Below are 22,307 nucleotides of genomic sequence, written 5' to 3' on the forward strand. Positions count from 1 at the left end.
TTACAGCGAGCTTGCAGCGTCACGCCTTCGATGCATCGAGCCGGTCAAGAAGCGCATTGAAGTGGGCAATCGCTACCGGCGCGCCTTCAGGATGATCCCAGACCCCGGATGAGACCGCGAGGAAATCAGCGCCAGCTACAGCGAGCGGCTCGGCGTTTTCGACTGTGATGCCACCAATCGCGACGCAGGGCACTTCCATGCTTTCCTGCCATATTTCCAGAAGGTCCGGATTCGCCTCGACCGTACCGGTCTTGGTACGGGTCGGGAAGAACGCACCAAAGGCGACATAATCTGCGCCAGCCTCGCATGCCTGCATGGCAGTATGACGTGAGTTCTTGGCGGTTGCGCCGACGATCATGTCCGGGCCAACGATCTCTCGGGCGTCCTTTACCGGCATGTCATCCATCCCGACATGAACGCCATCTGCACCAATCTCGACGGCGAGTTCCGCGCTGTCATTGACCAGCACGGCAACGCCGTAGGCCTGCGCCATTTCTGTAACGGCTGCGCCAACGGCGCGGGTGGCGTCGACGTCGATCTCGCCGGTGTCAGTCTTCAGACGCAGCTGGAGACAGGCGACATCGCCTGCTGACAATGCCGTTTCCAACAGGGCGGCGAACCCCTCCACATCCTCGATGCGGGGCGGAGTTATCAGGTAAAGCCGCGTGCGCGGGCGGACATAATCTTCAGTCTTGCTCATGCGGCGCGCTATAGCGCAGGGCGGCCTTGGCCGGAAGCCATCCTTTGCGGCGGTCTCCCGGTCAGCTTTGCGGTGGCCTGACGATCAGCCGGGCGAGCTGACGTGCGATCGGAGCCCACACTATCGCCGCGCACCACGCAACCGGAAAGGCGATGGCCCATGCCGCGAGCCACCGCCGAAGCAGTCCGCCGTCGACCCCGGTATTGATGGCGCTGACGATCAGGGCGACAAGGCCGCTCATGCCTGCGGACAGAATGCCGGAATAAACGATCTGCCACCTCATTCTTTGGGCTTGTTCAGCCTGCGGGTGGTGCTGGCGGAATAGGCAACAAGTGCTTGCCCCTGGCGCATTGGCCTGGGCTCGAGGTCGCCGCCGCAGTTCGGGCAGCGACCATCGAGAGGACCGTCCATGCAGTCAGAGCAGAACGTGCATTCGAACGAACAGATAAACGCTCCAACCTCGTCCGGCGGCAAATCGGTATCGCAGCGTTCACAGTTCGGACGCATCTCCAGCATCGGTGTTAATCCTTTTCAGCTTCCGTCATCGGCGCGGACGCTGCGCCGGCGATCAGGTGCTGCTCATAAGCTTCGGGCGACCAATCGCGTCCGAGGAAATCACGCACGAGTTTGGCGGCCGGTTTTGAGGACCCGGCGCTCAGGACGAGCTCCCGATAGCGTTCGGCGGTGGCTTCGTCGCGCAAGCCGTTCGTCTCGAACTCGGAGAACATGTCCGTCGCGATCGCGAGCGACCATTGATAGGTGTAGTAGATTGCCGAATAGCCATCGAGATGCCCAAAGCTGGCATACCGGTGAAGATCGGGCAGGGTCTCGAACGGGCTGAGGCCAGCTTCCTGTTCGAGCCAGATTTTCTCGAAATCGACCTCGGAGGGTGGGCGATTATAGTAGTTCATCGAGACGCCTGCATATGTCAGCTGGCGGAGCGTGCCGAGGCCGGTGCCGAAGTCACGCGCGGCGTTCATCTTCTCGACCAGTTCGACGGGAATGGTTTCGCCGTCGGAGTTTACGGCGAACTTTGCCAGCGTATCATAATCCCACACCCAGTTTTCCAGCATCTGTGACGGGGCTTCAATGAAATCCCATTCAAGGCTGCTCATGCTGAGATCGGCGTAGTCTGGTTGGCCAGAGAACATCGCATGGATGAGGTGGCCGAATTCATGGAGGAAGGTTTCGACCTGTCTATGCTCCATCAGACCGGTCGTATGATCGCCCGCAGGGAAGTTGCACATCAGTGAGGCAACTGGCACGCCTTCAGATGTTGGGCCGAACCGAATGGGGAAGGCGGCCGCGTGTTTGAACTTGCCCTCGCGCGGATGCATGTCGAGGAAGAAACGGCCGACCAGTTCGCCATCCTTGTAGATTTCGTGAGCGGTTACGGTTTCCTGCCAAATCGGAGCATCGGTCCAGTCACGTATCTCGACTTCGAACAGGTCCTGTACCAACGAAAATATGCCTGACCGAACGTCATTGTAGGCGAAGTACTGGCGCACTTCCTGGGCGTCGAGCGCATAGTCGGTTTGGCGAATCTGTTCCGAAAGATAGCCGCTGTGCCACTGGCTGACCTGCGTCGCGTCGGGATTACTGTTCTGTTGAAAAGACAGCAGGCGTTCGTATTCGATTTCAGCGGCGTTTCGGGCGGCGGCTTCGACACCGTCGAGGAAGTCGATGGCAACCTCTGGCGAGCCCGTCATCTTGTCTTCGGTGATATAGGCCGCGTAATTTTCATAGCCCAGCAATTGTGCAAGTTCGTAGCGCTTCTCGAGCAGTTTCCGGAGTGGCTCTACATTCTCCGGATACGCACGGTTGGCCGAGGCAATGAAGAGGGATTTCTTCAAATCTTCGTTCGGGGAGTAGTTGAAGACAGGCATCAGGTCCGGATAGTTGGTCGTGATGACGATCTTGCCATCCTCATTGGGCGTGTGGGCGTCGATATAATCCTGTGGCAGTCCCTCCAGCGCGTCGACTGAATCGACTTCGACCTGTCCGACAATTTCGCGAAGGTTCTTGTTGAACTCAGTGCTGATCTGCGCCAGTTCGGCGTTCAGTTCCTCTACGCGCGTTCGCGTCGCTTCGTCCTTGTCGACACCGCTGCGCCGATAGTCTCTCAGAATGCGGGACAACATGAGGGCGGAGCGATCATCGAGGGCGTCGGCATCAATCGCGACCATGCGTTCGTAGATGGGGCCGGACAGGGAGAGCGTCGAGATGATGCTGGCTGTGTCTTCCTGACATGCGCTGCCGACTTCCCTCAACGCTTCGTCCGGGTTTGCTTCGGCCACGATAGCCGCTTCTCCATAGCCAACCGAAAAGGCGACATTTGTCAGCAAGTCAAAATCCTGAATGTCCTGAACACCGGGCGGCGTGTCGCGGGTTTCAAGATCGGTGATGAACTTTCCGGCGAGCAGCATCGCATTCTCGCAACGGGATTCGAACACTTCCGCAGAGGCCGGATTGACGACGAGCTCGGCCAGCATCGCGCTGGCTTCGTCCTGCAGGCTAGGCGTGTTTGCCTCTGCCTGTTCCAACGCTGTCGGCTCGACGGTTGCCATGCAAGAAGCAGCCGCCAGGAGCGACAGCGCGGATACCGCGCCTGTTACGGTGTGTTTGATCATGCCTTTAAGTCCCCACTCGATTGACTAACAAAAAAATGCCGCCTCATGTTTAACATGGGCGGCACTTTGCTTTCGCGTCAGGCGCGAGTCTAGGAAAAACCCGGCCTATCCGGCGCTAGATGCCGCACAAATGCGATCAATCGTGGCGGCAAGCGTGGAATTGAACTCTTCGTCGCTTTGCTGGGCCGAGAGGCCTTCGGTCAGGGCGCGGGAGAAGCTGGCAATCATGCCGGAGTTATTGGCAAGCTTGGCGCAGGCATCTTCGCGAGAATATCCACCGGAAAGCGCGACAACGCGCATCACGCGCGGATGATCGACTAGCGACTTGTACTGGTTTGCTTTGGTCGGCAGGGACAGTTTCAGCATTACCTGCTTGTCCTCACCCAGCGCGTCGAGCTGCTTGGTGATCTCGGCCAGGAGAATATCCTCGGCCTCGGCCTTGTCGGCAATCGTGATCGTGACCTCAGGCTCGATGATCGGCATCAGGCCGTGGCCCAGGATCTGGCGTCCAACGTCAAACTGCTGTGCAACGATGGCAGCGATGCCTTCCTGGTTGGCGGCATTGATAACCGAGCGCATCTTGGTGCCGAAGATACCCTTGCCGACCGCGCGTTCGAGCAGGTGATCGAGGTCCGGCATCGGCTTCATCATCTGGACGCCATTGGCTTCGTCTGCGAGGCCCTTGTCGACTTTCAGGAAGGGAACGACCTGATGGGCGTTCCAGAGGTATTCGGCGGTTGGCGTGCCATCGACTTCGCCATCCATGGTGCGTTCAAACAGGATCGCGCCAATGACCTTTTCGCCATTGAAGGCTGGTGCCTTGATGATGCGGGCACGCATCTCATGGATCAGGCCGAACATTTCTTCGTCATTGGAATAGGCGTCTTCGTTCACGCCGTAGAGGCGCAGAGCCTTGGGGGTTGAGCCGCCCGACTGGTCAAGCGCTGCGATGAAGCCATTCTTGTCGGCAATCTGCCGGGCCATTTGAGGATTGGTCATGATTTTAACGGGGCGTCCCTTGCATGCGTGGAATTTGCAAACTTTGCATTCAAGTACCGTGCCTGTCTTGTGGGTCAACAGGCTGACAGGGATTGATGTGAGCGCGCTCGCACCCGCCCGAATCTCAGGCAGTACGGGCAGTTTCGGGGGAAAGGACTGCCAGAGACGTGTGGGATTCAGGGCCTGAAATCGATTTCATCTGGAACATCAATTTTTTCTGACGCCGCGCAGCAAACCGATGAGAACGTTGTCATTTGCAGCCGCCTGCGCGATTTGCCGCAGGCTGTCTCAAAAGGGATCAGGCTTTGAGAGCTTCCACACCGGGCAGGGGCTTGCCTTCCATCCATTCAAGGAAGGCGCCGCCAGCGGTTGAGACGAAGGTGAACTCGTCGGCGGCCTCGGCATGATTGAGCGCGGCTACCGTATCGCCGCCACCAGCCACGGCGACCAGCTTGCCGTCACTTGCACGGATACCCGCAGCTTGGGCTGCTGCAACGGTGGCCTTGTCAAAAGGGGTCAGTTCGAACGCGCCGAGCGGCCCGTTCCAGACCAGTGTCTTTGAGTTGCCCATCGCGGCAACCAGCTGTGCGACCGTCTTGACGCCAGCGTCGAGGATCATCTCATCGTCTGCGACCTGATCCGTTGCGCAGGTGCGATTCTCGGCGTGAGCCTTGAAGTCCTTCGCGACAACAACATCGACCGGAAGCAGGATATTGCAGTTGTTTTCTTCAGCGACCTGCATGATCTCGCGGGCGGTTTCAGCGAGATCATGCTCGCAGAGGGACTTGCCGACACTGATCCCCTGCGCGGCCAGGAATGTGTTGGCCATGCCGCCGCCAATCGCCAGCGAGTCGACCTGGGTGACAAGGTTCTTCAGAAGGTCGATCTTGGAAGAGACCTTCGCGCCGCCGACCACAGCCAGCACGGGACGTTCCGGCGTGCCGAGCGCCTTGTCGAGCGCGTCGAGTTCAGCTTCCATGTTCACGCCTGCATAGGCGGGCAGGAGGGTCGCGAGGACAGCCGTAGAGACATGCTTGCGGTGCGCGGCCGAGAAGGCATCATTGACGTAGATGTCGCCGAGCGCGGCGATTTCTTTCGCCAGTTCCGGGTCGCCTTTTTCCTCGCCTGCATAGAAGCGGGTGTTCTCCAGAAGGATCACGCCGGCAGGGTCGAGATCAGCAATGGCCTGCTTCACATGCTCGCCCTTGCAGTCGGCGATAAAGCTGACATTCGAGCCGAGCACTTTGGCGAAGGCGCCTGCAATCGGCGCAAGGCTCATCTCCGCGACGCGCTGGCCCTTCGGGCGGCCGAAATGCGCGAGCAGGGCCACTTTCGCACCTTGCGTGCGCAGCGTCTGGACCGTGTCGACGGCAGCGCGCAGGCGCGTGTCATCGGTGACGAGGCCGTTTTCCATGGGCACGTTGAAGTCGACTCGGACGAGCGCGGTCTTGCCGGTCAGATCGCCGGCATCGGCAAGGCGTTTGAAGCTGGACATGGTATTTCCTCCAGAATGCCCGGCCAACCGGGTGCGATGCGGCATGGAAAAAAGAGCGCCTCCCGGTTGGGAAGCGCTCTGGAGAAGGGTTTTAGATGAGTTTGGACATGGCGAGGGCAGTATCGCTCATGCGGGTCGCGAAGCCCCACTCATTGTCGTACCAGGACAGGACCCGAACCATGGTGCCTTCGATAACCTGCGTCTGGTCGAGCGCGAAGGTGGACGAGTGCGGATCGTGGTTGAAGTCTGCGGAGACGAGCGGCTTGTCAGTATAGCCGAGCACGCCTTTCATTGGACCGTCAGCGGCGGCCTTGATGGCCGTGTTCACTTCTTCGACCGTGGTTGGCTTGCCGGCATCGAAGACGAGGTCGATCATCGAGACGTTTGGCGTTGGGACGCGGATGGCGGAACCGTCGAGCTTGCCCTTCAGTTCCGGCAGGACCAGGCCAACGGCTTTTGCTGCGCCGGTCGATGTCGGGATCATGGACATCGCAGCCGCGCGGCCACGATAGAGATCCTTGTGCATCCGGTCGAGGGTTGGCTGGTCACCCGTATAGGAGTGGACCGTCGTCATGTAGCCGCGCTTGATACCGACCGTGTCGTTCAGCACTTTGGCGACGGGCGACAGGCAGTTGGTGGTGCAGGATGCGTTGGAGACGACGAGATCATCTTTGGTAAGCGTGTCGTGGTTCACACCGAAGACGATGGTCTTGTCAGCATTTGTCGCCGGAGCAGAGACCAGCACGCGTTTGGCGCCCGCCTTGAGGTGAGCAGACGCTTTTTCCTTGTCGGCGAAGATACCGGTACATTCCATTGCGATGTCGATATCCAGCTCGGCATGGGGCAGGTCAGCGGGGTCGCGTACGGCGGTGCAGAGGAATTTGCGGTCGCCGACGATGATCGTGTCACCGTCCACTTCGACCGTCTGGTTCAACCGGCCATGAACGGAATCATACTGGAGCAGGTGGGCATTGGTGGCCACGGGACCGAGGTCATTGATCGAGACGACTTCGATGTCCTTGCGGTCATGCTCGATGATCGAACGAAGGACGAGACGGCCAATGCGGCCAAAACCATTGATTGCAACGCGAACGGCCATGAAAAATCTCCTTTGGAGCGGCAGGCTATAAATCTGCTGGCCCTTTACGACGCCCGCGCAATTTCGTCCACCCGCTGCCCATGCGGCCTCGCGCCGCTTACTGCCTGTTTTCGCTAACAGAGATCAGTCGTGGACTTGGCTTCAGCGGCCTCTTATGGCCTGAAGTCACGAGGAGGCGGTTTCATGCGTCAGGTAGGGATCGGAACGAGCGGACTGCGCGCGGGTGCCTTGGGCTTCGGTTGCTGGCGCTTTTTGGGACATGAATTGTCCCATGCGGAGAATCTTGTTGAGACCGCGCTCGATCTGGGCATGACTCTTATCGACACGGCTGACGTCTACGGATTTGGCGGGGATGGATTTGGCGCGGCCGAGGTCTTGCTGGGAAAGGTGCTGAAGGCCGATCCTGCGCGGCGCACGAGAATGGTGCTGGCGACCAAGGGCGGGATTATTCCCCCCGCGCCCTACAATTCGAGTCGTAAATACCTGATCGAGGCCTGCGAAGCGTCGCTTGCACGGCTGGGCGTTGAACAGATCGACCTTTACCAAATTCACCGGCCGGATCTGTTGACCCCGTGGGAAGAAGTTGCCGACGCGCTGGAAAGCCTTCTGGCGGACGGCAAGATCGGGGCAGCAGGGGTCTCCAACTTTACTGTCGCACAGACCCGCGCATTGCAGGCACATCTGGGACCGAAGCTTGTAAGCACGCAGCCGGAATTTTCAGCCCTTCACCTGGCACCGCTGGATGACGGCACACTGGACTGGTGCCAGGAAGTCGGCGCGGCGGCGCTGGTTTGGTCGCCGCTGGCGGGCGGTCGGCTGGCCGATGGTTATACACCGCAGCCTGATGACCCTGAGAGGTTGGTGGATGTGCATCAGGCGCTCGACAGGATCGCGGCCGGGCATGGCGTGAGCCGCAGCGATGTGGCGCTGGCTTTCGTCCTGATGCATCCGGCGCAGCCCATTGTTCTGCTGGGCACGCAGACTCCGGCGCGCCTGAAGGCGGCGACGCGCGCGCTGGAAATCCAGCTCAGCCGGCCGGACTGGTACAGTATTACAGAGGCGTTGCGCGGCGCGGCGATGCCATGAAGGGGCCCCAGCTTCAAACTCGCTCTGCCGCTGATTGGGGGCTGTTTGCCCTGCTGACCCTGTTCTGGGCGGGCGCCTATGTGCTGACCCGGGTGGCGGTGGACAAGGGCAATCCGGATATGGGCCTGCCGGTGGCCTGGGTGCTGCCGGGGCGGTTGACGATTGGTGCGGCAGTCTTGTGGGTGTTGATGTTGGCGCGGGGGCAGAAATTGCCGCCATTGAGAGACCGCAAGCGCTGGGTGGCGATCATCGGGATGGGGCTCGCAGGCTCCGTCTTTCCCTTCTTCCTGATCACGACCGCTCAGGAGACGGTCAATTCCAGCCTCGCCGCGCTCTATACGGCGGCGGTTCCGATCTTCGTGGTGAGTGGGGCAACCTTTCTGTTTGCGGATGAACGGATGAATCGCGGAACCGCGATTGGCGTGCTGACCGGCTTTGCCGGGGTGGCTGTGTTGTTCGGGCCGGATGCGATGAAGGGACTTGGCGATGCGAGTGTTGTGGCACAGCTGCTGCTGATCCTTGCGACGATGAATTACGCCCTTGCGAGCCTGATGGCGCGGGGCGCGCCCCGGATCGAGGCCATTCCGTTCGCGACCGGTTTCGTCACGCTGGCGGCGGTGGTTTCGTGGCCGCTGGCCTTCACGGTGCACCCGTCCGAGGTCAATGCCGACTGGACGCATTGGGCCGCCGTGGTGGGGCTTGGCGTGATCCCGACGGCAATTGCACAGGCGCTGTACATGTACCTGATCGCGCGGACGAGCGCGACATTCTTGTCCCTGACGGGCTATGCGATTCCAGTGGTCAGCGCCGTGCTGGGTTGGGTGTTCTTCCGCGAGACGCAGAGCTGGCAGGCGCTGATTGCCTTCACCCTGATCCTGGGCGGCGTTTGGCTTGCCCGGCGCGGCGGCGGCGTGAAGGAAGGCTAGGCCTGTTCCTGCACATGCGACGCCCGTGAAGGCGCCTAGTAGGATAGCTGGATTTTCATCAGGACACTTCGCGTCAGGTATCGGGACGGGGCAGGCGCGTGCCGGTCGCGCAGGGCCACAGCGGTATTGTGACGGCAGGGGCTGGCCGCCAAATCCATTTCACCCATCGCCAGGCGGAAGCCCTTCGAGGGCTCAAAGGCCAGCGGATCAGGGTGGATCGTTCCCGGCACGTCGCCGACGGCAACGATGTCTACTTCCCCACGGGGCGAGATTTGCACCATCATGGCGCGCATATCCCGCTGGATATAGCGCACGTGAAAGGTGAGGATCACGACCTGTAGCCAGATCCAGAACCGGTACGGCCGCAGGTGCGGCGGCAGGTTTCGCAAAGTGGCGAAGGCGTCATCCATGCTCTGATTATACCTCCGCCTGCGGAGGGGGAGGACAAGTCTTTTTGTTAACCCTGTTTTTATTGCATTTTTGTGACGAAAATAGGGGGTAAACTGTCATAAAACTCATACCGAACGCACTTAAGGGCGGGCATCATGACCCGTGCCGATCCTCGCCCTGATTATCGTTCGATCTTCATCTCCGATGTACATCTCGGCAGTGCCGGATGCCAGGCCGATGCGCTGTGCGCCTTCATGAAGACGCATACATCCGAACAGCTCTATCTGGTGGGCGACATCATTGATGGCTGGCGGATGCGCAAGAAATGGTACTGGCCGCAATCACACACGAACGTTATCCGCCGTATCCTGACGGCTGCAAAGCGCGGCACGGACGTGACCTATATCATCGGGAACCATGACGAGTTCCTGCGCGCCTTCCTGCAGTTCCGGCTCGCCTTTGGCGACATCAAGGTGAAGAACCGCGCCGTGCATGAGGGCGAAGATGGCAAGCGCTATCTGGTCGTACATGGCGACATGTTCGACGGCATGATGCGGGCTGACCGCAAATGGATCATGCATCTGGGCGATCATGCCTATAATTTCCTGCTCTGGACCAATACGAAGCTGAACGCGATCCGCCGCTGGTTCGGCATGCCGTACTGGTCGCTGTCGCAGGCCCTGAAGAAGCGCACCAAGCGGGCGCTGAACCATATCCATAATTTCGAGGGCCATGTGGCCGACTATTGCCGCCGCAAGGAGTATGATGGCGCGATCTGTGGCCATATCCATGTTGCCGAAATGCGCGAGATCGACGGCATCACCTACATGAATGATGGCGACTGGGTAGAGAGCTGCACGGCCCTCGTCGAGCATCATGACGGACGCTGGGAACTGCTCCACTTCCAGCCGCATGTGGTGAACGAGAAAGCGCCGGTCGCAGAGCTGGTCCGCGCCGAGGCGATGGCCTGATCCATCCTATCCCAAAAACGGTTTCAAACTGGCGCTGAGGCGGCGGCGGGCCTGGAACTGGCCGAGGAGCCAGAGCAAGGCACCCGAGGCCAGCAGGGCGAGGATCACGGTCAGGGTGACGCGCAATTCGGCCGGTATGTCCGTCAGACCGGTACGGCGCAGCAGAACACCGGTCAGGTGGCGCACGGGCTCGTGCACACAATAGAGCGGGAACGAGATCAGGCCGAGGCGTTCGCAGATCCCTGTGAGCCAGAGGCTGCCCGGCTGGGCGCGCGCGCCGATCAGGATGAGCAGCGGGCAGAGCAGGCCGATGGCAACGAACTGATAGGCGCCCTTTGCGTAAACCGGGAACATCAGGATGCCGAGCGTCAGCGCGAAGACGATCAGCGTGGGCATCAGGCCTGTAAAGCGCGGCAGGTATCTGGCCATTGGGCCGGCAGGATTCTGGACCAGCCGGTAGATGATGATCCCTGCGAGGAAGGCCGAGAAGACGCGCGGAAAGCCGAAGAAGAAGGTCTGATGGCTCCAGCCGACATTGGCGGTCAGGTCATTGCCGGACAGGCGGGCCAGCGCGAGACAGCAAAACAGGTAGAGCGAGAAGGCGGCAAGGCAGGTGCCGACCAGTCGCCATTTCGGCAGGCGTGCAATCCAGATGAAGGCGATGCTGGCGACAAATTCGTAGAAGATCGACCAGAGCGGCGGATTGGACGGGAAGAGTTCCAGCGTGCCGTTCGCAGGGATCTCGTAATCGCTGAGCGCCGGGATGAAAGCGAAATGTCCGATATGGGTCAGGGCAAACTGAAAGGGGCTGAAGGCCCGTCCGGTCTCGGCAAACACGATCAGCATTGCGATGGCGCCGAGTACCACGCCGCCCGCGACAGTCGGGGCGAGCCGGGAAATCCGTTTGTTGGCAAAGACGCCTGCTGGCATGCCGCTACGCAGGGCCTTGGCATAGGCATGGTAGATGACAAAGCCGCTGAGGATGAAGAACAGGTCCACGGCAATATAGCTGTTCATGAGCAGTCTGGACTGGCCGCTTCCAATATAATGGTAGAGCATCACGATAATCGCCGCGATCCCGCGCATGCCATCCAGGACGTAAAATCTCTGGCCCGTGGAGCGAGCCTGATTGATGGCGGTCATTGTCACGCGCAGTCCCCACTGTCTGAGCTGGGCTGTAGGAGACGCTAACGGACCGGGCAACCTCTAATTGGATAGGCGGGCGGGTTTTTCCCATGCGGCAGGATCAAGGGCAGTTTCCGGGCAGATTGACTAGTTCGGGAGCAGGCGGTGTGGGCCGATTGCAGGCTCAACTTGACTTTCATTGGCGGCCCCGCCACGCAACGTCGATGAGTTCGACCTTGAAGGCCATTCTCGGCCCTACCAATACCGGCAAGACGCATTACGCCATTGAGCGGATGACGGGCTTTGGCACCGGCATGATCGGCCTGCCGCTGCGCCTGTTGGCGCGCGAGGTTTATGATCGTGTGGTCGAGCGCAAGGGCGCGGCCCATGTCGCGCTGATTACCGGTGAGGAGCGCATTGTTCCGCGTACGGCGCGATACTGGGTGTGCACAGTGGAATCCATGCCGGTGGATCTGAAAGTGGATTTCGTCGCGATTGACGAGATCCAGCTGGCCGAAGACCAGGATCGGGGCCATGTCTTCACCGACCGTATCCTGAATTTGCGCGGCAATCACGAGACATTGCTGCTGGGCAGCGACACGATGCGCAGTGTGTTGCGCAAATTGGACCTTGGCGCCGAGACCGAGCCCCGCGAGCGGTTTTCAGAGCTTCGCTATACCGGGCATTGCAAGATCACCAAACTGCCGAAGCGTACAGCCATCGTCGCGTTCAGCGCGGATGAGGTCTATGCGATTGGCGAATTGCTGCGGCGCCAGAAGGGGGGAGCGGCGATTGTGATGGGCGCGCTGAGCCCGCGCACGCGAAATTCGCAAGTTGAGCTCTACCAGTCCGGCGAAGTCGACTACATCGTGGCAACAGATGCGATCGGCATGGGGCTGAACCTTGATGTCGACCGGGTCGTGTTTGCCTCGCGCTCGAAATTCGATGGGCGGCGCCATCGCCTGCTGACACCAGCAGAATGCGCACAGATCGCGGGCCGGGCCGGGCGGTTCCGTACCGATGGTGAATTTGGGGAGACAGCGACCTGTCCGCCATTCGATGAAGCGACATGGCAGGCCATCGAGGCGCATCGGTTCGATCCCGTGGATCATTTGCAATGGCGCAACTCGGCACTCGACTTCTCCAGCCTGCGCCGCCTGATCCTGAGCCTTGAGACCCCATCCGGGCATCCATCCCTGATCCACAATCCGCATGCGCTGGATGAATGGGTGTTGCGCCGAATGTCGGAAGATGCGGCCATCGGGCCGAATGTGGCGGGTACGCGCGAAGTGCGGCGGCTATGGGATCTGGCCCGCCTGCCAGACTTCCGCAAAGCTGGGCCGGAAGGCCATGCACGGCTCGTGCTGGGCCTTGCTGAAACGCTCGCCAATCCGGATGCGCGCCTTGCCGACAAGGGGCTGGAGCGCCGTCTGGATGATCTTTCATCGACCCAGGGTGATATTGCGAAGCTGCAGCAGCGGCTTGCCAATATACGGACCTGGACCTATGCCGCCCATCGGCCTGACTGGCTGGAAAACCCGGAAAAATGGCAGGATCGAACACGAGAGATTGAAGACTCCCTGTCAGACGCGCTACACGAAGCGCTGACTGCCCGGTTCGTGGACCGGCGAACCACCGCTTTGCTTGCCAGCCTGAAGAAGGAAGACGCCCTCGTGACCGAATTGACCCCGGAAGGTGATGTCCGTGTGGAAGGCCATGTCGTTGGACGCCTGAAAGGCCTGACCTTCGAACCTGTTCTTGATGCCCGTACACTCGAAGGCAAGGCGGTGCGCAGCGCAGCCCAGGCCGCTGTGCGCCCGCTGATCCTGGAACGCCTGTCGCTGATCGTGGCGGCGCCGGATGATGCGTTCAAACTGAATGATGAAGGCCAGATCGAACACATCAATTCGCCCGTGGCCCATCTGGCCAAGGGATCGAGCTGGATGGCGCCGCGCGTCGAGATTGTCGGCGCATCCGAAGTCGACCCAGCTGAGCGTGAAGCTGCGCGCCAGCGGCTGGAGCAATGGGCCGCGGCCGAGACCGCCAAGATCCTGCCAACTCATACAAAGCTGGCCGTTGAAAAGGCGGGCGATGCGCTGGAAGGCCTCGCGCGCGGGATTGCCTTTCGTCTTCTTGAAACAGGCGCTGCGGTTGATCTTCGCCAGGATGACCCAAGTCTGCGTCTGACCGGCGACCAGCGTGAAGCCCTCAAAGGCGTTGGCGTGAGAGCAGGCCGTGTCGCGGCACATGTGCCGGATGCGCAAAAGCCTGCAGGCCAGCGCATGATCGCCATTCTGCGCGCTGTGTTTGAAGGTCAGCCTTTCCCACTGGCACCAGAAGGGGCCGGGTCATTTGCACTCGATGGCACATGGCCGGAAGAGGCGCTTGCCGCCAATGGCTATCTCCGTTTCGGCCGCCGGGCTGTGCGCGCAGACCTTGCCGAACGTCTTGGCTGGGAGATCGCCAAGCGCCGCAAGGAAGCCTCCAAGAACGCTTTCCCCATCGAGATCGACTTGGCCTCCGTCGTCTCTTGCCCTGCCGATGACTGGCCCGCCGTGTTGAAAGGCTTTGGCCTTGCGCCTGCGGAAAAGGACAAGGAAACGGATGCCGTTACTTTGTGGCGCTATGCGTCCCGCGCCCGTCCCGAGGGGCGGTCTGAAGGCGGGCGGCCCCAGCGCGGCCGAGATCAGAATGCCGGTGGCAAAGGCCCGAAAGGTCCACGCGGACCAAAACAGCAAGGCGGGGGCGGGCGGTCCAATTCCCGCAGTGCCTCGCAGTCGCGCCAGCCGGACCCGGACAGCCCGTTCGCGGCGCTCGCAGCCCTGCTGCCGGAGCCCAAGCAGGCGGCTAGCAAACCAAAGAAAAAGAAACGCAAGCCAAAACCCAAGCCGGATGCCGCCGCTGAAAGCGCAGCTGATACGAGCTTCGAGTACAAGCCCTTTCAATGACGGACACGCCAACGCTGCGCCTTGATGTGTGGCTGTGGCGGACACGGTTTTTCAAGACTCGCGCCCTGTCCGGAACGTATATTCGCAAGCGGGGCGTCCGATTGACCCGCAATGGCCAGACCCGGCGCGTCAACAAGCCGGGCACCGCTATTTGCGTTGGAGATGTTGTCACGCTGGCGCGAGGCGCGCATATCAGGACCGTCGAAGTGCTGGATCTGGGCACTCGGAGAGGGCCGGCAGAAGAGGCGGCGGCAATGTACACGACGCTGGAGACCGACACATGATGAACACGCTGAAAAATCTGTTCCGGCAGAAAACGCCCGCCGAAAGACCGATGGACCCGCAAGTCGCGGCTGCGGCACTACTTGTCGAGGCTGCCCTGTCTGATGGGGTCTATGTGAACATTGAAAGCGACATGATCGCCGAAATCCTGTTGGAAGCGTTCAAATTCGATGCAGACAAGGCGGATGCCGTGCTGGCCGAAGGCGAAGCCTTGGCTGAAGAGGCGGTCGGTTCCCACCAGTTTACCAAGCATGTGAAGAAGCTGCCGATTGCGGAGCGGATTTCCATCATTGAAGGCCTGTACCGGGTGGCGCTTGCTGATGGCGAAAAAAGCGATATCGAGGATGCCTATATCCGCCATGTCGCCTCGCTGCTGCATATTGACGATATTTCTCGCGCACAGGCTCGCCAGGCGGCGGAAAAGCGGATCGCCGACGCTTCCTGAAGACTCCTGTCAGAACACCTCATTGACATGAGCGCCTGCGCGCGCCATTTCGCCGGTGCACAAACCCCAGAAGGCCCTCCTGCCCATGACCTATATTGTCGTTGATGCCTGTATCCGCTGCAAATACATGGATTGCGTCGAGGTTTGCCCTGTCGACTGCTTCTATGAAGGCGAGAACATGCTGGTCATCCACCCGGATGAGTGCATCGATTGTGGTGTGTGCGAGCCGGAGTGCCCTGTGGAGGCCATCAAGCCCGATACCGAGGATGACCCGGACGCCAAATGGCTGAAGCTGAATACCGAGTATGCGCAGACCTGGCCAAATATCACCCGGATGAAGGAACCGCCGGCAGACCGGGAAGAATTTGCGCAAGAAACCGGTAAGCTGGAGAAATATTTCAGCCCCAAACCGGGTGAAGGCGACGCCTGAATCGGGTCGTCCGAACCCTGATTTTGCTGGGTTTCTCAATAAACGTTAACAAAATCAGCGACCTTGGGAACTTTACTCTTGGTTAGCATCTGGGCGTGTCTGTTGAAAAAGCTGCACATTTATGCTATCGTTCAGACTTGAGTAATAACTGAAAAGATCCGGAAACTTCAACTCAGACCGTCAAATGCGTCGGACTGGGGGGGATTTTGTCGGCTCTAAATGCGTAGAAAAGGGCGATATCCAACATGGCTAAAAAAGCATCTGCGGAACTGGCGTTTGAAGTGGGTCAAAGCGTCGTTTACCCCGCACACGGGGTGGGCAAGATCACGAGCGTTGAGAAGCAGACTGTGGCCGGCATGGACCTGGAGGTCTATGTGGTGTCCTTTGATCAGGACAAAATGATCCTTCGCGTCCCAACCAATCGCGCCGAAGCCTCTGGCATGCGCGCACTGGCGGGTTCCAAGCTGGTCGAAGATGCGCTGAAGACCCTGGGTGGTCGTGCGCGCATCAAGCGGACCATGTGGTCGCGCCGGGCTCAGGAATATGAAGCGAAGATCAATTCCGGTGACCTGATCTCTATTGCGGAAGTCGTTCGCGACCTGCACCGCGGCGAAGATCAGCCGGAACAGTCCTATTCCGAGCGCCAGCTTTATGAGAGCGCCCTGGACCGTATGGCTCGTGAACTCGCCGCCGTCGAGAATATCGAGAAGGGCGACGCCATGGAAAAACTCGCAGAATCTCTCGCAAAGAAGAAAGTGGCTGCTTAAGCCTCCAACTCCTTTCGATCATGCAGAACCCCCGTACGGCCGCCTCGCCGTGCGGGGGTTTTTCATGTCCGAAGTCCTCAAATTGCATCAAAAATGAACAACCGGACCCGGAATATTAAAATAGCCGGGGTTTGGGCAGGTTCCTGTTAACCATACGGCAAAGGAGAGAAGGCACTCTTTGCCTGTCGCCGGAATGCTCTGGTGACGGATGGATGTCTTGGCTGACATGCCCGAAACAGGGTGGCGGCGAAGGCAGGGTGACAGGAGAAACAAGATGCCCTTTTCGGATATTGAAATACAGCCAGGTGGCCTTTTGGGCGCCGACGCGAATGCAGATGAGTTCTATCAGGCCGGCCTTGCTTGTGCCGCTGGTGTCGGATCGGAGATGGATCTGATCTCTGCGCACAAATGGTTCAACCTCGCTGTGTCCAAGGGACATGAAGAGGCCCGCGTGCAGCGTCAGGAAATGGCTGATATGCTGAGCTCGGAAGAAGTCAAAGTGGCGCTGTCTTCAGCCCGCGACTGGCTGAGCCTCGCCAACTAGTCCAATATGATTGATAGCGGACGGCATGGGGGACGCCATGCCATCCGCCTTCTGATCAGCTGATGCGACGCGCCTGGTCCTTCCAGTAAGTTTCGCGCAAATCCTTGCGCAAGACTTTGCCGGACGGATTACGGGGCAGCACCTCTATGAACTCTACCGTCTTCGGGCATTTATAGCCGGCAATGCGTTCGCGCGCCCAGGCGATTATGCTGTCCTGAGTCGGCGCTTCGCCCGGCTTGACGACGATGATGGCCTTGACGGCCTCGCCCCATTTTTCGTCGGGCACGCCAATAACTGCCACGTCCGCCACGCCAGGGTGGCCAAAGATCGCATTCTCGACTTCGGCGGGATAAATGTTCTCGCCGCCGGACACGATCATGTCCTTTACGCGGTCGTGGATATAGAGAAATCCGTCTTCGTCGAAATAGCCCGCGTCTCCTGTCCGGAAGAACCCGGACGCGTCGACCGATTCCTTTGTGGCATCCGGGCGGTTCCAGTATCCTTTCATGACGAAGGCGGACTTGATGGCGATCTCGCCAACTTCGCCGGTGGGGACGGGATTCCCTTCTGCGTCGAGGCATCGCACGATTGTGGCCGGATAGGGCACGCCGCATGAGCGCAGCTTTCCCCAGGCCGGGTCATGGGCTTCAGGCGGCAAATAGGTTCCGCAGCCGCCCGTCTCGGTCAGTCCGTAGAGCTGGGTGAAACGCGCACCCATGATGTCCTGCGCATCGAGCAGCAAACTCTCGGCAATCGGAGAGGCGCCATAGAAAACCTGCTTCAGGCTCGACCAGTTGATGTCGCGCACATTTGGCATCTGGGTCAGCATCAGGATAACGGCCGGCACCCAGAACGCATGGGCGATCTTGTGCTCGGGGATCAGTTTCAAGATTGCTGCCGGATCGATTTCACGCAGTACGACAGCCTTGGCGCCTTGCGCGGCCGTCAGGATACCGATGTTTACACCCGCCACATGGAAGAGGGGCATCGCATTCATGACCGCGTCGCCGACATCATAGCTTGCCCATTCCAGCATGCCGGCCTGCTCAAAGATGGCGCGGTAGTTGCCATTGGTCAGTTGCACGCCCTTGGGCATGCCGGTTGTGCCGGATGTATAAAGCTGGATGACATCATCGTCGTCGCGGGTCGTGAGGCCCGGTGGATCGGTCAGCTGGCTGTCACGCCATGCCGTGTAGGCCTTCCAATCTTCCCGATCGCCATCAATCGCGATCACGTGTTCAAGGTCTGGCAATTCGGCGCGGATCTGGTCGATCAGGCCGTAGAAATCTTTTCCGACGAACAGCACTTTCACGCGCGCATCCGACAGGATGAATTGCACTTCGGGTGCGGCGAGTCGGGTGTTGACGGCAGTCATCGTTGCGCGCGCCTTGGCGGCGCCGAACAGCATCTCGTAATAGACAGCCATGTTCTTGGCGAGATAGCCGACCCGGTCATCCGGCTTCACGCCCTGGCCGATCACGCCGTTGGCGATCTGGGTGGAACGTGTCTCCAACTCGGCGAAGCTGGTTGTCTCGCCTTCGAACCAGAAAGCCTCCTCATCCGGGCGGATGCTGGCCTGGACGCGCGGAATATCGGCTAGATGAGGCATTGCCTCTACATCGATCATGGGTTCCTCCGATGAAATTCTTGTTTCTTTCAAGCTATTCTAGGGCAAAATCCCGAAGAGTCAGCCCGTCCCCACCGGCCATCACTATTGGGATAGCTGAAGTAGGCGACGTTTAGCCGTCTTGCGGTCGGCCCGGCTTTCCGGCACATCCCATGACATGACTGATACGATGATAGCCGACACCGTAGACCTCGCTGAAACCATGCTCGACATGGGCCGCCGCGCCCGTGCCGCGTCTCGCAAGCTGGGCCAGATGACGCCCGCTGACCGAACCCGCGGTTTGCAGGCGGTCGCGGCCACGATTCGTGCGTCTGCCTCCCATATCCTGGCGGCCAATGCGCAGGATATGGACGCTGCCGAAGCCAAGGGTCTCGACGCCGCCATGCTGGATCGGCTGGCCCTGGATGCCGCGCGCCTTGAGGGGATTGCCTCCAGTGTGGAAGCCGTGGCGCGCCTGCCTGACCCGATTGGCAAAGAGCTGGCGCGGTGGGAGCGTCCGAACGGGCTGGACATTGCGCGGATCGCCGTGCCGCTGGGCGTGATCGGCATCATCTATGAGAGCCGCCCGAATGTCACCGCCGATGCCGGCGCGCTTTGCCTGCGCTCGGGCAATGCGGCGATCCTGCGCTGCGGGTCTGAAAGCACGCACTCGTCCCGCGCGATCATTGCCGCCATGCGCGGCGCGCTGAAGACGGAGGGATTGCCTGAAGACGCGGTGCAACTGGTCATGACCACCGATCGCGCCGCAGTAGGCCACATGCTGGCCGGCCTCGAAGGCAATGTGGACGTGATCGTCCCGCGCGGTGGGCGCAGCCTGGTCGAGCGCGTGCAAAAGGATGCGCGCGTTCCCGTGATCGGTCATCTCGAAGGGCTTTGCCATGTCATCGTCGACAAGGCTGCTGATCCTGAGAAAGCAGTTTCCATTGTCGTGAATGCAAAGATGCGCCGGACGGGAATCTGCGGCTCGGCGGAAACGCTCTTGGTCGATGCGGACGTGGCGAATGACCTATTGCCGAAGATCGCTGCCGGACTGTTGGAAGCGGGCTGTGAATTACGCGGAGATGACCGCGCCCGCGCCATCGTGCCGGAGATGGTCGAAGCCACCGAGGCCGATTGGTCCACCGAGTATCTGGCGCCGATCCTGGCTGTTGCGGTTGTCGATGATCTGAGTGCAGCGCTGGCGCATATTGGCACCTGGTCGTCCGGACACACAGAATGTATCATCACTGAAGATTCTGATGCAGCAGAGCGCTTCTTCGCGACGGTCGACAGCGCGATTTTGCTGCACAATGCCTCTACCCAATTTGCCGATGGCGGCGAGTTTGGTATGGGCGCCGAGATTGGCATCGCCACGGGCCGCATCCATGCGCGCGGACCCGTGGGGGCCGAACAACTGACAACGTACAAATATATCGTGCGAGGAACCGGGCAGGTTCGTCCTTGAGCCAAGCCATTTTACCAGGACCATCGGCTGGCCTCCGCATCGGCCTGTTTGGCGGCAGTTTCAATCCGGCCCATTCCGGTCACTTCCATGTCGCATCCACAGCCATGAAACGACTTCAGCTCGACTGGGTCTGGTGGATCGTGGCACGTGGGAATCCCCTGAAGACCGGACACGGAGATTTTGCGGGCCGGTTCCAGTCAGCCGAGGCGGTAGCAGACCATCCACGAATGCGTGTGACAGATATCGAGGCACGGCTTGGCCTGACTTATTCCTATCGTACCCTGTCTAAGCTGACGGCGGCAGCACCCGCCTGGGAGCTGACAATATGGTCAATTTCCATCTCTGGGGCGCTTGGCAGGGGATTGCCGCCATGATGCCGATCGCCATCGTGGCGCGTCCGGGGATTGGGCCGGGTGCCCGCAACTCTCCGTTTGCCCGTCGCTTTGCCAGCAATCGCATCCCGGCCGCGGCTGCCGCCTTGCTGCCGGATTGTGATCCGCCTGCATGGGTCTATCTTCCTGCGCCGCTGGACCCGATCTCCTCGACCGCTATCCGCCAGAAGAAAGTAGGACAATGAGCCTCAGCCCGGAAGACCTCGCCCGGCACAAGCGCCACATCATGCTGAAGGAAATAGGCGGGCCCGGCGTACAGAAGTTGCGCGCTGCATCGATATCCATTGTCGGGGCAGGGGCGCTCGGCGGGCCGTGCGCAATGTTCCTGGCGGCTGCAGGTATCGGGCAGATCGAAATCTGGGACGATGATGTTATTGAGCGCTCGAACCTGCAGCGACAAATTCAGTTTGGTGAACGCGATCTCGGCAAGGCCAAGGTGGATATCCTGGCGGCGCGCCTGGCGACGGATCATCCCGGGACAAGGGTCAATACGCGTCGAAAGAAATGGTCGCCGTCCGACCCGTTGTCCGGCAGCATCTTGGTCGATGCAACGGACAACTTTCCAACACGCTACGCCCTCAACGCAGCGGCGCACCTGAGCGAACGCCTGTTGGTGCACGGCGCGGCCGCAGGGTGGACCGGGCAAGCCAGCGTGTTCGCGTCCGGCTGCCGGGACGGCGCGCCATGCTATCGGTGCTGGGTGCCTGAAACGCCTCCGAATGCGGCGGCTTGCGATGAAGTTGGTGTGGTTGGGCCCGTGACCGGAATGGTCTCTACGCTGATGGCGCTTGAGGTCGTGAAGCTGGTGACAGGCGCCGGAGAGTCCATGATTGGAAATCTTATTCTAATCGATGGTTTGTCGGCCGACATCAGGAAAGTTCGGTTGCGGCGAGATGCAACCTGTAGTGTTTGCGGCACTGAGCGTGCGATTTGACTTGGCGTCCTCAGGGGGGCTTAGTGCCGGTCACCTGATTTGAAACTGCGGGAGCCGGGAACAAGATGAAACGATTGCTAGTCGTGCTGGTGACGGTTGCGATCATTCTCACGGCGGGCTGGTTGATGCTGCGCCGTCCGGACATTTCCTACAACACATTGGAGTCAGTCTACTCGAAATCGAACAGCCGGTTCCTGAAATCCGGTAGTCAGATAGAGTTGCATTTTACCGATACCGGTCCGCGCGACGCGCCAATACTTGTGCTCGTGCATGGTTATTCTGCCTCTCTGAACACCTGGGACGCATGGGTGCGCAATCTGCGCAAGGATTATCGGGTCATCCGGTTGGACCTGCCGGGCCATGGCCTGTCACGCTGCGTCGACAATGATGAGATCGGCATCGAGCAATTCATTGCCAGTATCGACCGCGTGACGCATTCACTGGACGTTAACCAGTTCACCCTCGTCGGCAGTTCCATGGGCGGGCACACGGCCTGGGCCTATGCACTCGCCCATCCGGACAGGCTGGATGGATTGGTCCTGGTGGATGCGGCCGGTTGGCTCAGTGCGCCGGGCGAGGACGACAAGGACCCGGTGATCTTCAAATTGCTGCGCAATGGGTTTGCCCGCAACGTGATGAAGGATCTCGACATGTCAGCCTTGATCCGGTCGGGGCTGGAAAACAGCTTTGCGGATCCTGAACTGGTGACGGATGAAATGGTGGAGCGGTATTCGGCCATGTCTCGTGCGCCGTGCCATCGCGAGGCGCTGCTCAAGATCATGAGCGGCACGACACTGCGGGTGCCTGCGTCCAAGGAGAGGCTGAGCGCAATCGCCGTGCCGACGCTGATCTTGCATGGCGATACTGACAATCTGATTCCCGTGGCACATGCGGAAAAGTTTGCCGATGCCATCCCGGGGTCGAAGCTCATCATCTATCCTGAGACCGGGCATATCCCGCAAGAGGAACAGCCTGCTGCCTCGGTGAAAGATTTCCGCGCGTTTCTTGCTACCATCTATTCCGAAGAAACCGCAGAGCCTGAGGTAGTTGAACCAGACGGCGAATGAGTTTCC

The 22,307-nt window shown here is 60.1% G+C and carries 24 protein-coding genes; 14 read left to right on the top strand and 10 right to left on the bottom strand.

What is annotated here, in order from left to right; all coding sequences use genetic code 11:
• Positions 1-19: 19 nt before the first annotated feature.
• The 7 genes from thiE to gap all read right to left on the bottom strand — a co-directional run bounded on the left by thiE (position 20) and on the right by gap (position 6,923).
• Positions 20-700, bottom strand: a complete 681-nt coding sequence (thiE, locus tag L53_RS09900; protein ID WP_034814739.1) for a thiamine phosphate synthase — start codon at positions 698-700, stop codon at positions 20-22.
• A 61-nt stretch (positions 701-761) separates the two neighbouring features.
• On the bottom strand, positions 762-983 hold the full coding sequence (locus L53_RS17760; RefSeq protein ID WP_034814741.1) for a DUF2798 domain-containing protein: 222 nt from the start codon (positions 981-983) through the stop codon (positions 762-764).
• The gene (locus L53_RS09910; RefSeq protein ID WP_034814743.1) at positions 980-1,216 is read right to left on the bottom strand and encodes a DUF1272 domain-containing protein; all 237 of its coding nucleotides are present in this window, start codon (positions 1,214-1,216) and stop codon (positions 980-982) included. The genes L53_RS17760 and L53_RS09910 overlap by 4 nt, the downstream gene beginning before the upstream one ends.
• A gap of 5 nt (positions 1,217-1,221) precedes the next feature.
• Positions 1,222-3,330: a M3 family metallopeptidase gene (locus L53_RS09915; RefSeq protein ID WP_051607790.1), complete on the bottom strand. Its 2,109-nt coding sequence runs from the start codon at positions 3,328-3,330 to the stop codon at positions 1,222-1,224.
• A gap of 105 nt (positions 3,331-3,435) precedes the next feature.
• The gene (locus tag L53_RS09920) at positions 3,436-4,329 is read right to left on the bottom strand and encodes a fructose bisphosphate aldolase (RefSeq protein ID WP_034814745.1); all 894 of its coding nucleotides are present in this window, start codon (positions 4,327-4,329) and stop codon (positions 3,436-3,438) included.
• A gap of 298 nt (positions 4,330-4,627) precedes the next feature.
• Positions 4,628-5,824, bottom strand: coding sequence for a phosphoglycerate kinase (gene pgk, locus L53_RS09925; RefSeq protein WP_034814747.1), 1,197 nt, complete (start codon positions 5,822-5,824; stop codon positions 4,628-4,630).
• Between the two features lie 91 nt (positions 5,825-5,915).
• On the bottom strand, positions 5,916-6,923 hold the full coding sequence (gap, locus tag L53_RS09930; protein ID WP_034814749.1) for a type I glyceraldehyde-3-phosphate dehydrogenase: 1,008 nt from the start codon (positions 6,921-6,923) through the stop codon (positions 5,916-5,918).
• Between the two features lie 183 nt (positions 6,924-7,106).
• Between gap and L53_RS09935 the strand changes: the two genes are divergently transcribed.
• Together L53_RS09935 and L53_RS09940 are read left to right on the top strand one after the other, a co-directional pair.
• Positions 7,107-8,009, top strand: a complete 903-nt coding sequence (locus L53_RS09935; protein ID WP_034814751.1) for an aldo/keto reductase family oxidoreductase — start codon at positions 7,107-7,109, stop codon at positions 8,007-8,009.
• Positions 8,006-8,935 (top strand): DMT family transporter, encoded by a 930-nt coding sequence (locus L53_RS09940; protein ID WP_034814754.1) that lies wholly within the window; start codon positions 8,006-8,008, stop codon positions 8,933-8,935. Before L53_RS09935 ends, L53_RS09940 begins: the two co-directional genes overlap by 4 nt.
• 35 nt (positions 8,936-8,970) lie before the next feature.
• Here the strand turns inward: L53_RS09940 and L53_RS09945 are convergent, their stop codons facing one another.
• Positions 8,971-9,345: a hypothetical protein gene (locus tag L53_RS09945; RefSeq protein WP_034814756.1), complete on the bottom strand. Its 375-nt coding sequence runs from the start codon at positions 9,343-9,345 to the stop codon at positions 8,971-8,973.
• A 135-nt stretch (positions 9,346-9,480) separates the two neighbouring features.
• Between L53_RS09945 and L53_RS09950 the strand changes: the two genes are divergently transcribed.
• The gene (locus L53_RS09950) at positions 9,481-10,296 is read left to right on the top strand and encodes a UDP-2,3-diacylglucosamine diphosphatase (protein ID WP_034814758.1); all 816 of its coding nucleotides are present in this window, start codon (positions 9,481-9,483) and stop codon (positions 10,294-10,296) included.
• Positions 10,297-10,302: 6 nt separating this feature from the next.
• Here the strand turns inward: L53_RS09950 and L53_RS09955 are convergent, their stop codons facing one another.
• Positions 10,303-11,439, bottom strand: a complete 1,137-nt coding sequence (locus tag L53_RS09955) for an acyltransferase (protein WP_034814760.1) — start codon at positions 11,437-11,439, stop codon at positions 10,303-10,305.
• A gap of 218 nt (positions 11,440-11,657) precedes the next feature.
• Here L53_RS09955 and L53_RS09960 point away from each other — a divergent pair, with 218 nt between their 5' ends.
• The 6 genes from L53_RS09960 to L53_RS09985 all read left to right on the top strand — a co-directional run bounded on the left by L53_RS09960 (position 11,658) and on the right by L53_RS09985 (position 16,837).
• Positions 11,658-14,369: a helicase-related protein gene (locus tag L53_RS09960; RefSeq protein WP_233347734.1), complete on the top strand. Its 2,712-nt coding sequence runs from the start codon at positions 11,658-11,660 to the stop codon at positions 14,367-14,369.
• Positions 14,366-14,653: an RNA-binding S4 domain-containing protein gene (locus tag L53_RS09965; protein ID WP_034814764.1), complete on the top strand. Its 288-nt coding sequence runs from the start codon at positions 14,366-14,368 to the stop codon at positions 14,651-14,653. The genes L53_RS09960 and L53_RS09965 overlap by 4 nt, the downstream gene beginning before the upstream one ends.
• Positions 14,650-15,096, top strand: coding sequence for a TerB family tellurite resistance protein (locus L53_RS09970; RefSeq protein ID WP_051607791.1), 447 nt, complete (start codon positions 14,650-14,652; stop codon positions 15,094-15,096). Before L53_RS09965 ends, L53_RS09970 begins: the two co-directional genes overlap by 4 nt.
• A gap of 85 nt (positions 15,097-15,181) precedes the next feature.
• Entirely contained in the window at positions 15,182-15,526 is a 345-nt protein-coding gene (gene fdxA, locus L53_RS09975) for a ferredoxin FdxA (protein ID WP_034814766.1), read from the top strand.
• Positions 15,527-15,771: 245 nt separating this feature from the next.
• Positions 15,772-16,293 (top strand): CarD family transcriptional regulator, encoded by a 522-nt coding sequence (locus L53_RS09980; RefSeq protein ID WP_034814768.1) that lies wholly within the window; start codon positions 15,772-15,774, stop codon positions 16,291-16,293.
• 274 nt (positions 16,294-16,567) lie between these two features.
• A complete protein-coding gene (locus L53_RS09985) occupies positions 16,568-16,837 on the top strand; it encodes a hypothetical protein (RefSeq protein ID WP_034814770.1) in 270 nt (89 codons plus the stop codon).
• A 55-nt stretch (positions 16,838-16,892) separates the two neighbouring features.
• On the opposite strand, the gene L53_RS09990 is transcribed toward L53_RS09985, so the two are convergent.
• Positions 16,893-18,464: a long-chain-fatty-acid--CoA ligase gene (locus L53_RS09990; protein ID WP_034814772.1), complete on the bottom strand. Its 1,572-nt coding sequence runs from the start codon at positions 18,462-18,464 to the stop codon at positions 16,893-16,895.
• A gap of 157 nt (positions 18,465-18,621) precedes the next feature.
• Here L53_RS09990 and L53_RS09995 point away from each other — a divergent pair, with 157 nt between their 5' ends.
• The 5 genes from L53_RS09995 to L53_RS10010 all read left to right on the top strand — a co-directional run bounded on the left by L53_RS09995 (position 18,622) and on the right by L53_RS10010 (position 22,301).
• Complete coding sequence (locus tag L53_RS09995) at positions 18,622-19,908, top strand: glutamate-5-semialdehyde dehydrogenase (protein WP_198019786.1); 1,287 nt, start codon at positions 18,622-18,624, stop codon at positions 19,906-19,908.
• Positions 19,905-20,282: a hypothetical protein gene (locus L53_RS17580; RefSeq protein ID WP_255342015.1), complete on the top strand. Its 378-nt coding sequence runs from the start codon at positions 19,905-19,907 to the stop codon at positions 20,280-20,282. Before L53_RS09995 ends, L53_RS17580 begins: the two co-directional genes overlap by 4 nt.
• The gene (locus L53_RS17585) at positions 20,279-20,485 is read left to right on the top strand and encodes a hypothetical protein (protein WP_255342016.1); all 207 of its coding nucleotides are present in this window, start codon (positions 20,279-20,281) and stop codon (positions 20,483-20,485) included. The genes L53_RS17580 and L53_RS17585 overlap by 4 nt, the downstream gene beginning before the upstream one ends.
• Positions 20,482-21,234, top strand: coding sequence for a HesA/MoeB/ThiF family protein (locus L53_RS10005; protein WP_034814775.1), 753 nt, complete (start codon positions 20,482-20,484; stop codon positions 21,232-21,234). Before L53_RS17585 ends, L53_RS10005 begins: the two co-directional genes overlap by 4 nt.
• Before the next feature lie 65 nt (positions 21,235-21,299).
• A complete protein-coding gene (locus L53_RS10010) occupies positions 21,300-22,301 on the top strand; it encodes an alpha/beta fold hydrolase (RefSeq protein WP_051607792.1) in 1,002 nt (333 codons plus the stop codon).
• Positions 22,302-22,307: the final 6 nt, after the last annotated feature.

The sequence above is a fragment of the Hyphomonas sp. L-53-1-40 genome (assembly GCF_000682775.1).
Classification (GTDB): domain Bacteria; phylum Pseudomonadota; class Alphaproteobacteria; order Caulobacterales; family Hyphomonadaceae; genus Hyphomonas.

What these genes read in the sequence shown, in the direction of transcription:
- thiE (WP_034814739.1), bottom strand. Translation starts at nt 700, where the DNA reads ATGAGCAAGACTGAAGATTATGTCCGCCCGCGCACGCGGCTTTACCTG.
- L53_RS17760 (WP_034814741.1), bottom strand. Translation starts at nt 983, where the DNA reads ATGAGGTGGCAGATCGTTTATTCCGGCATTCTGTCCGCAGGCATGAGC.
- L53_RS09910 (WP_034814743.1), bottom strand. Translation starts at nt 1,216, where the DNA reads ATGCTGGAGATGCGTCCGAACTGTGAACGCTGCGATACCGATTTGCCG.
- L53_RS09915 (WP_051607790.1), bottom strand. Translation starts at nt 3,330, where the DNA reads ATGATCAAACACACCGTAACAGGCGCGGTATCCGCGCTGTCGCTCCTG.
- L53_RS09920 (WP_034814745.1), bottom strand. Translation starts at nt 4,329, where the DNA reads ATGACCAATCCTCAAATGGCCCGGCAGATTGCCGACAAGAATGGCTTC.
- pgk (WP_034814747.1), bottom strand. Translation starts at nt 5,824, where the DNA reads ATGTCCAGCTTCAAACGCCTTGCCGATGCCGGCGATCTGACCGGCAAG.
- gap (WP_034814749.1), bottom strand. Translation starts at nt 6,923, where the DNA reads ATGGCCGTTCGCGTTGCAATCAATGGTTTTGGCCGCATTGGCCGTCTC.
- L53_RS09935 (WP_034814751.1), top strand. Translation starts at nt 7,107, where the DNA reads ATGCGTCAGGTAGGGATCGGAACGAGCGGACTGCGCGCGGGTGCCTTG.
- L53_RS09940 (WP_034814754.1), top strand. Translation starts at nt 8,006, where the DNA reads ATGAAGGGGCCCCAGCTTCAAACTCGCTCTGCCGCTGATTGGGGGCTG.
- L53_RS09945 (WP_034814756.1), bottom strand. Translation starts at nt 9,345, where the DNA reads ATGGATGACGCCTTCGCCACTTTGCGAAACCTGCCGCCGCACCTGCGG.
- L53_RS09950 (WP_034814758.1), top strand. Translation starts at nt 9,481, where the DNA reads ATGACCCGTGCCGATCCTCGCCCTGATTATCGTTCGATCTTCATCTCC.
- L53_RS09955 (WP_034814760.1), bottom strand. Translation starts at nt 11,439, where the DNA reads ATGACCGCCATCAATCAGGCTCGCTCCACGGGCCAGAGATTTTACGTC.
- L53_RS09965 (WP_034814764.1), top strand. Translation starts at nt 14,366, where the DNA reads ATGACGGACACGCCAACGCTGCGCCTTGATGTGTGGCTGTGGCGGACA.
- L53_RS09970 (WP_051607791.1), top strand. Translation starts at nt 14,650, where the DNA reads ATGATGAACACGCTGAAAAATCTGTTCCGGCAGAAAACGCCCGCCGAA.
- fdxA (WP_034814766.1), top strand. Translation starts at nt 15,182, where the DNA reads ATGACCTATATTGTCGTTGATGCCTGTATCCGCTGCAAATACATGGAT.
- L53_RS09980 (WP_034814768.1), top strand. Translation starts at nt 15,772, where the DNA reads ATGGCTAAAAAAGCATCTGCGGAACTGGCGTTTGAAGTGGGTCAAAGC.
- L53_RS09985 (WP_034814770.1), top strand. Translation starts at nt 16,568, where the DNA reads ATGCCCTTTTCGGATATTGAAATACAGCCAGGTGGCCTTTTGGGCGCC.
- L53_RS09990 (WP_034814772.1), bottom strand. Translation starts at nt 18,464, where the DNA reads ATGATCGATGTAGAGGCAATGCCTCATCTAGCCGATATTCCGCGCGTC.
- L53_RS09995 (WP_198019786.1), top strand. Translation starts at nt 18,622, where the DNA reads ATGACTGATACGATGATAGCCGACACCGTAGACCTCGCTGAAACCATG.
- L53_RS17585 (WP_255342016.1), top strand. Translation starts at nt 20,279, where the DNA reads ATGATGCCGATCGCCATCGTGGCGCGTCCGGGGATTGGGCCGGGTGCC.
- L53_RS10005 (WP_034814775.1), top strand. Translation starts at nt 20,482, where the DNA reads ATGAGCCTCAGCCCGGAAGACCTCGCCCGGCACAAGCGCCACATCATG.
- L53_RS10010 (WP_051607792.1), top strand. Translation starts at nt 21,300, where the DNA reads ATGAAACGATTGCTAGTCGTGCTGGTGACGGTTGCGATCATTCTCACG.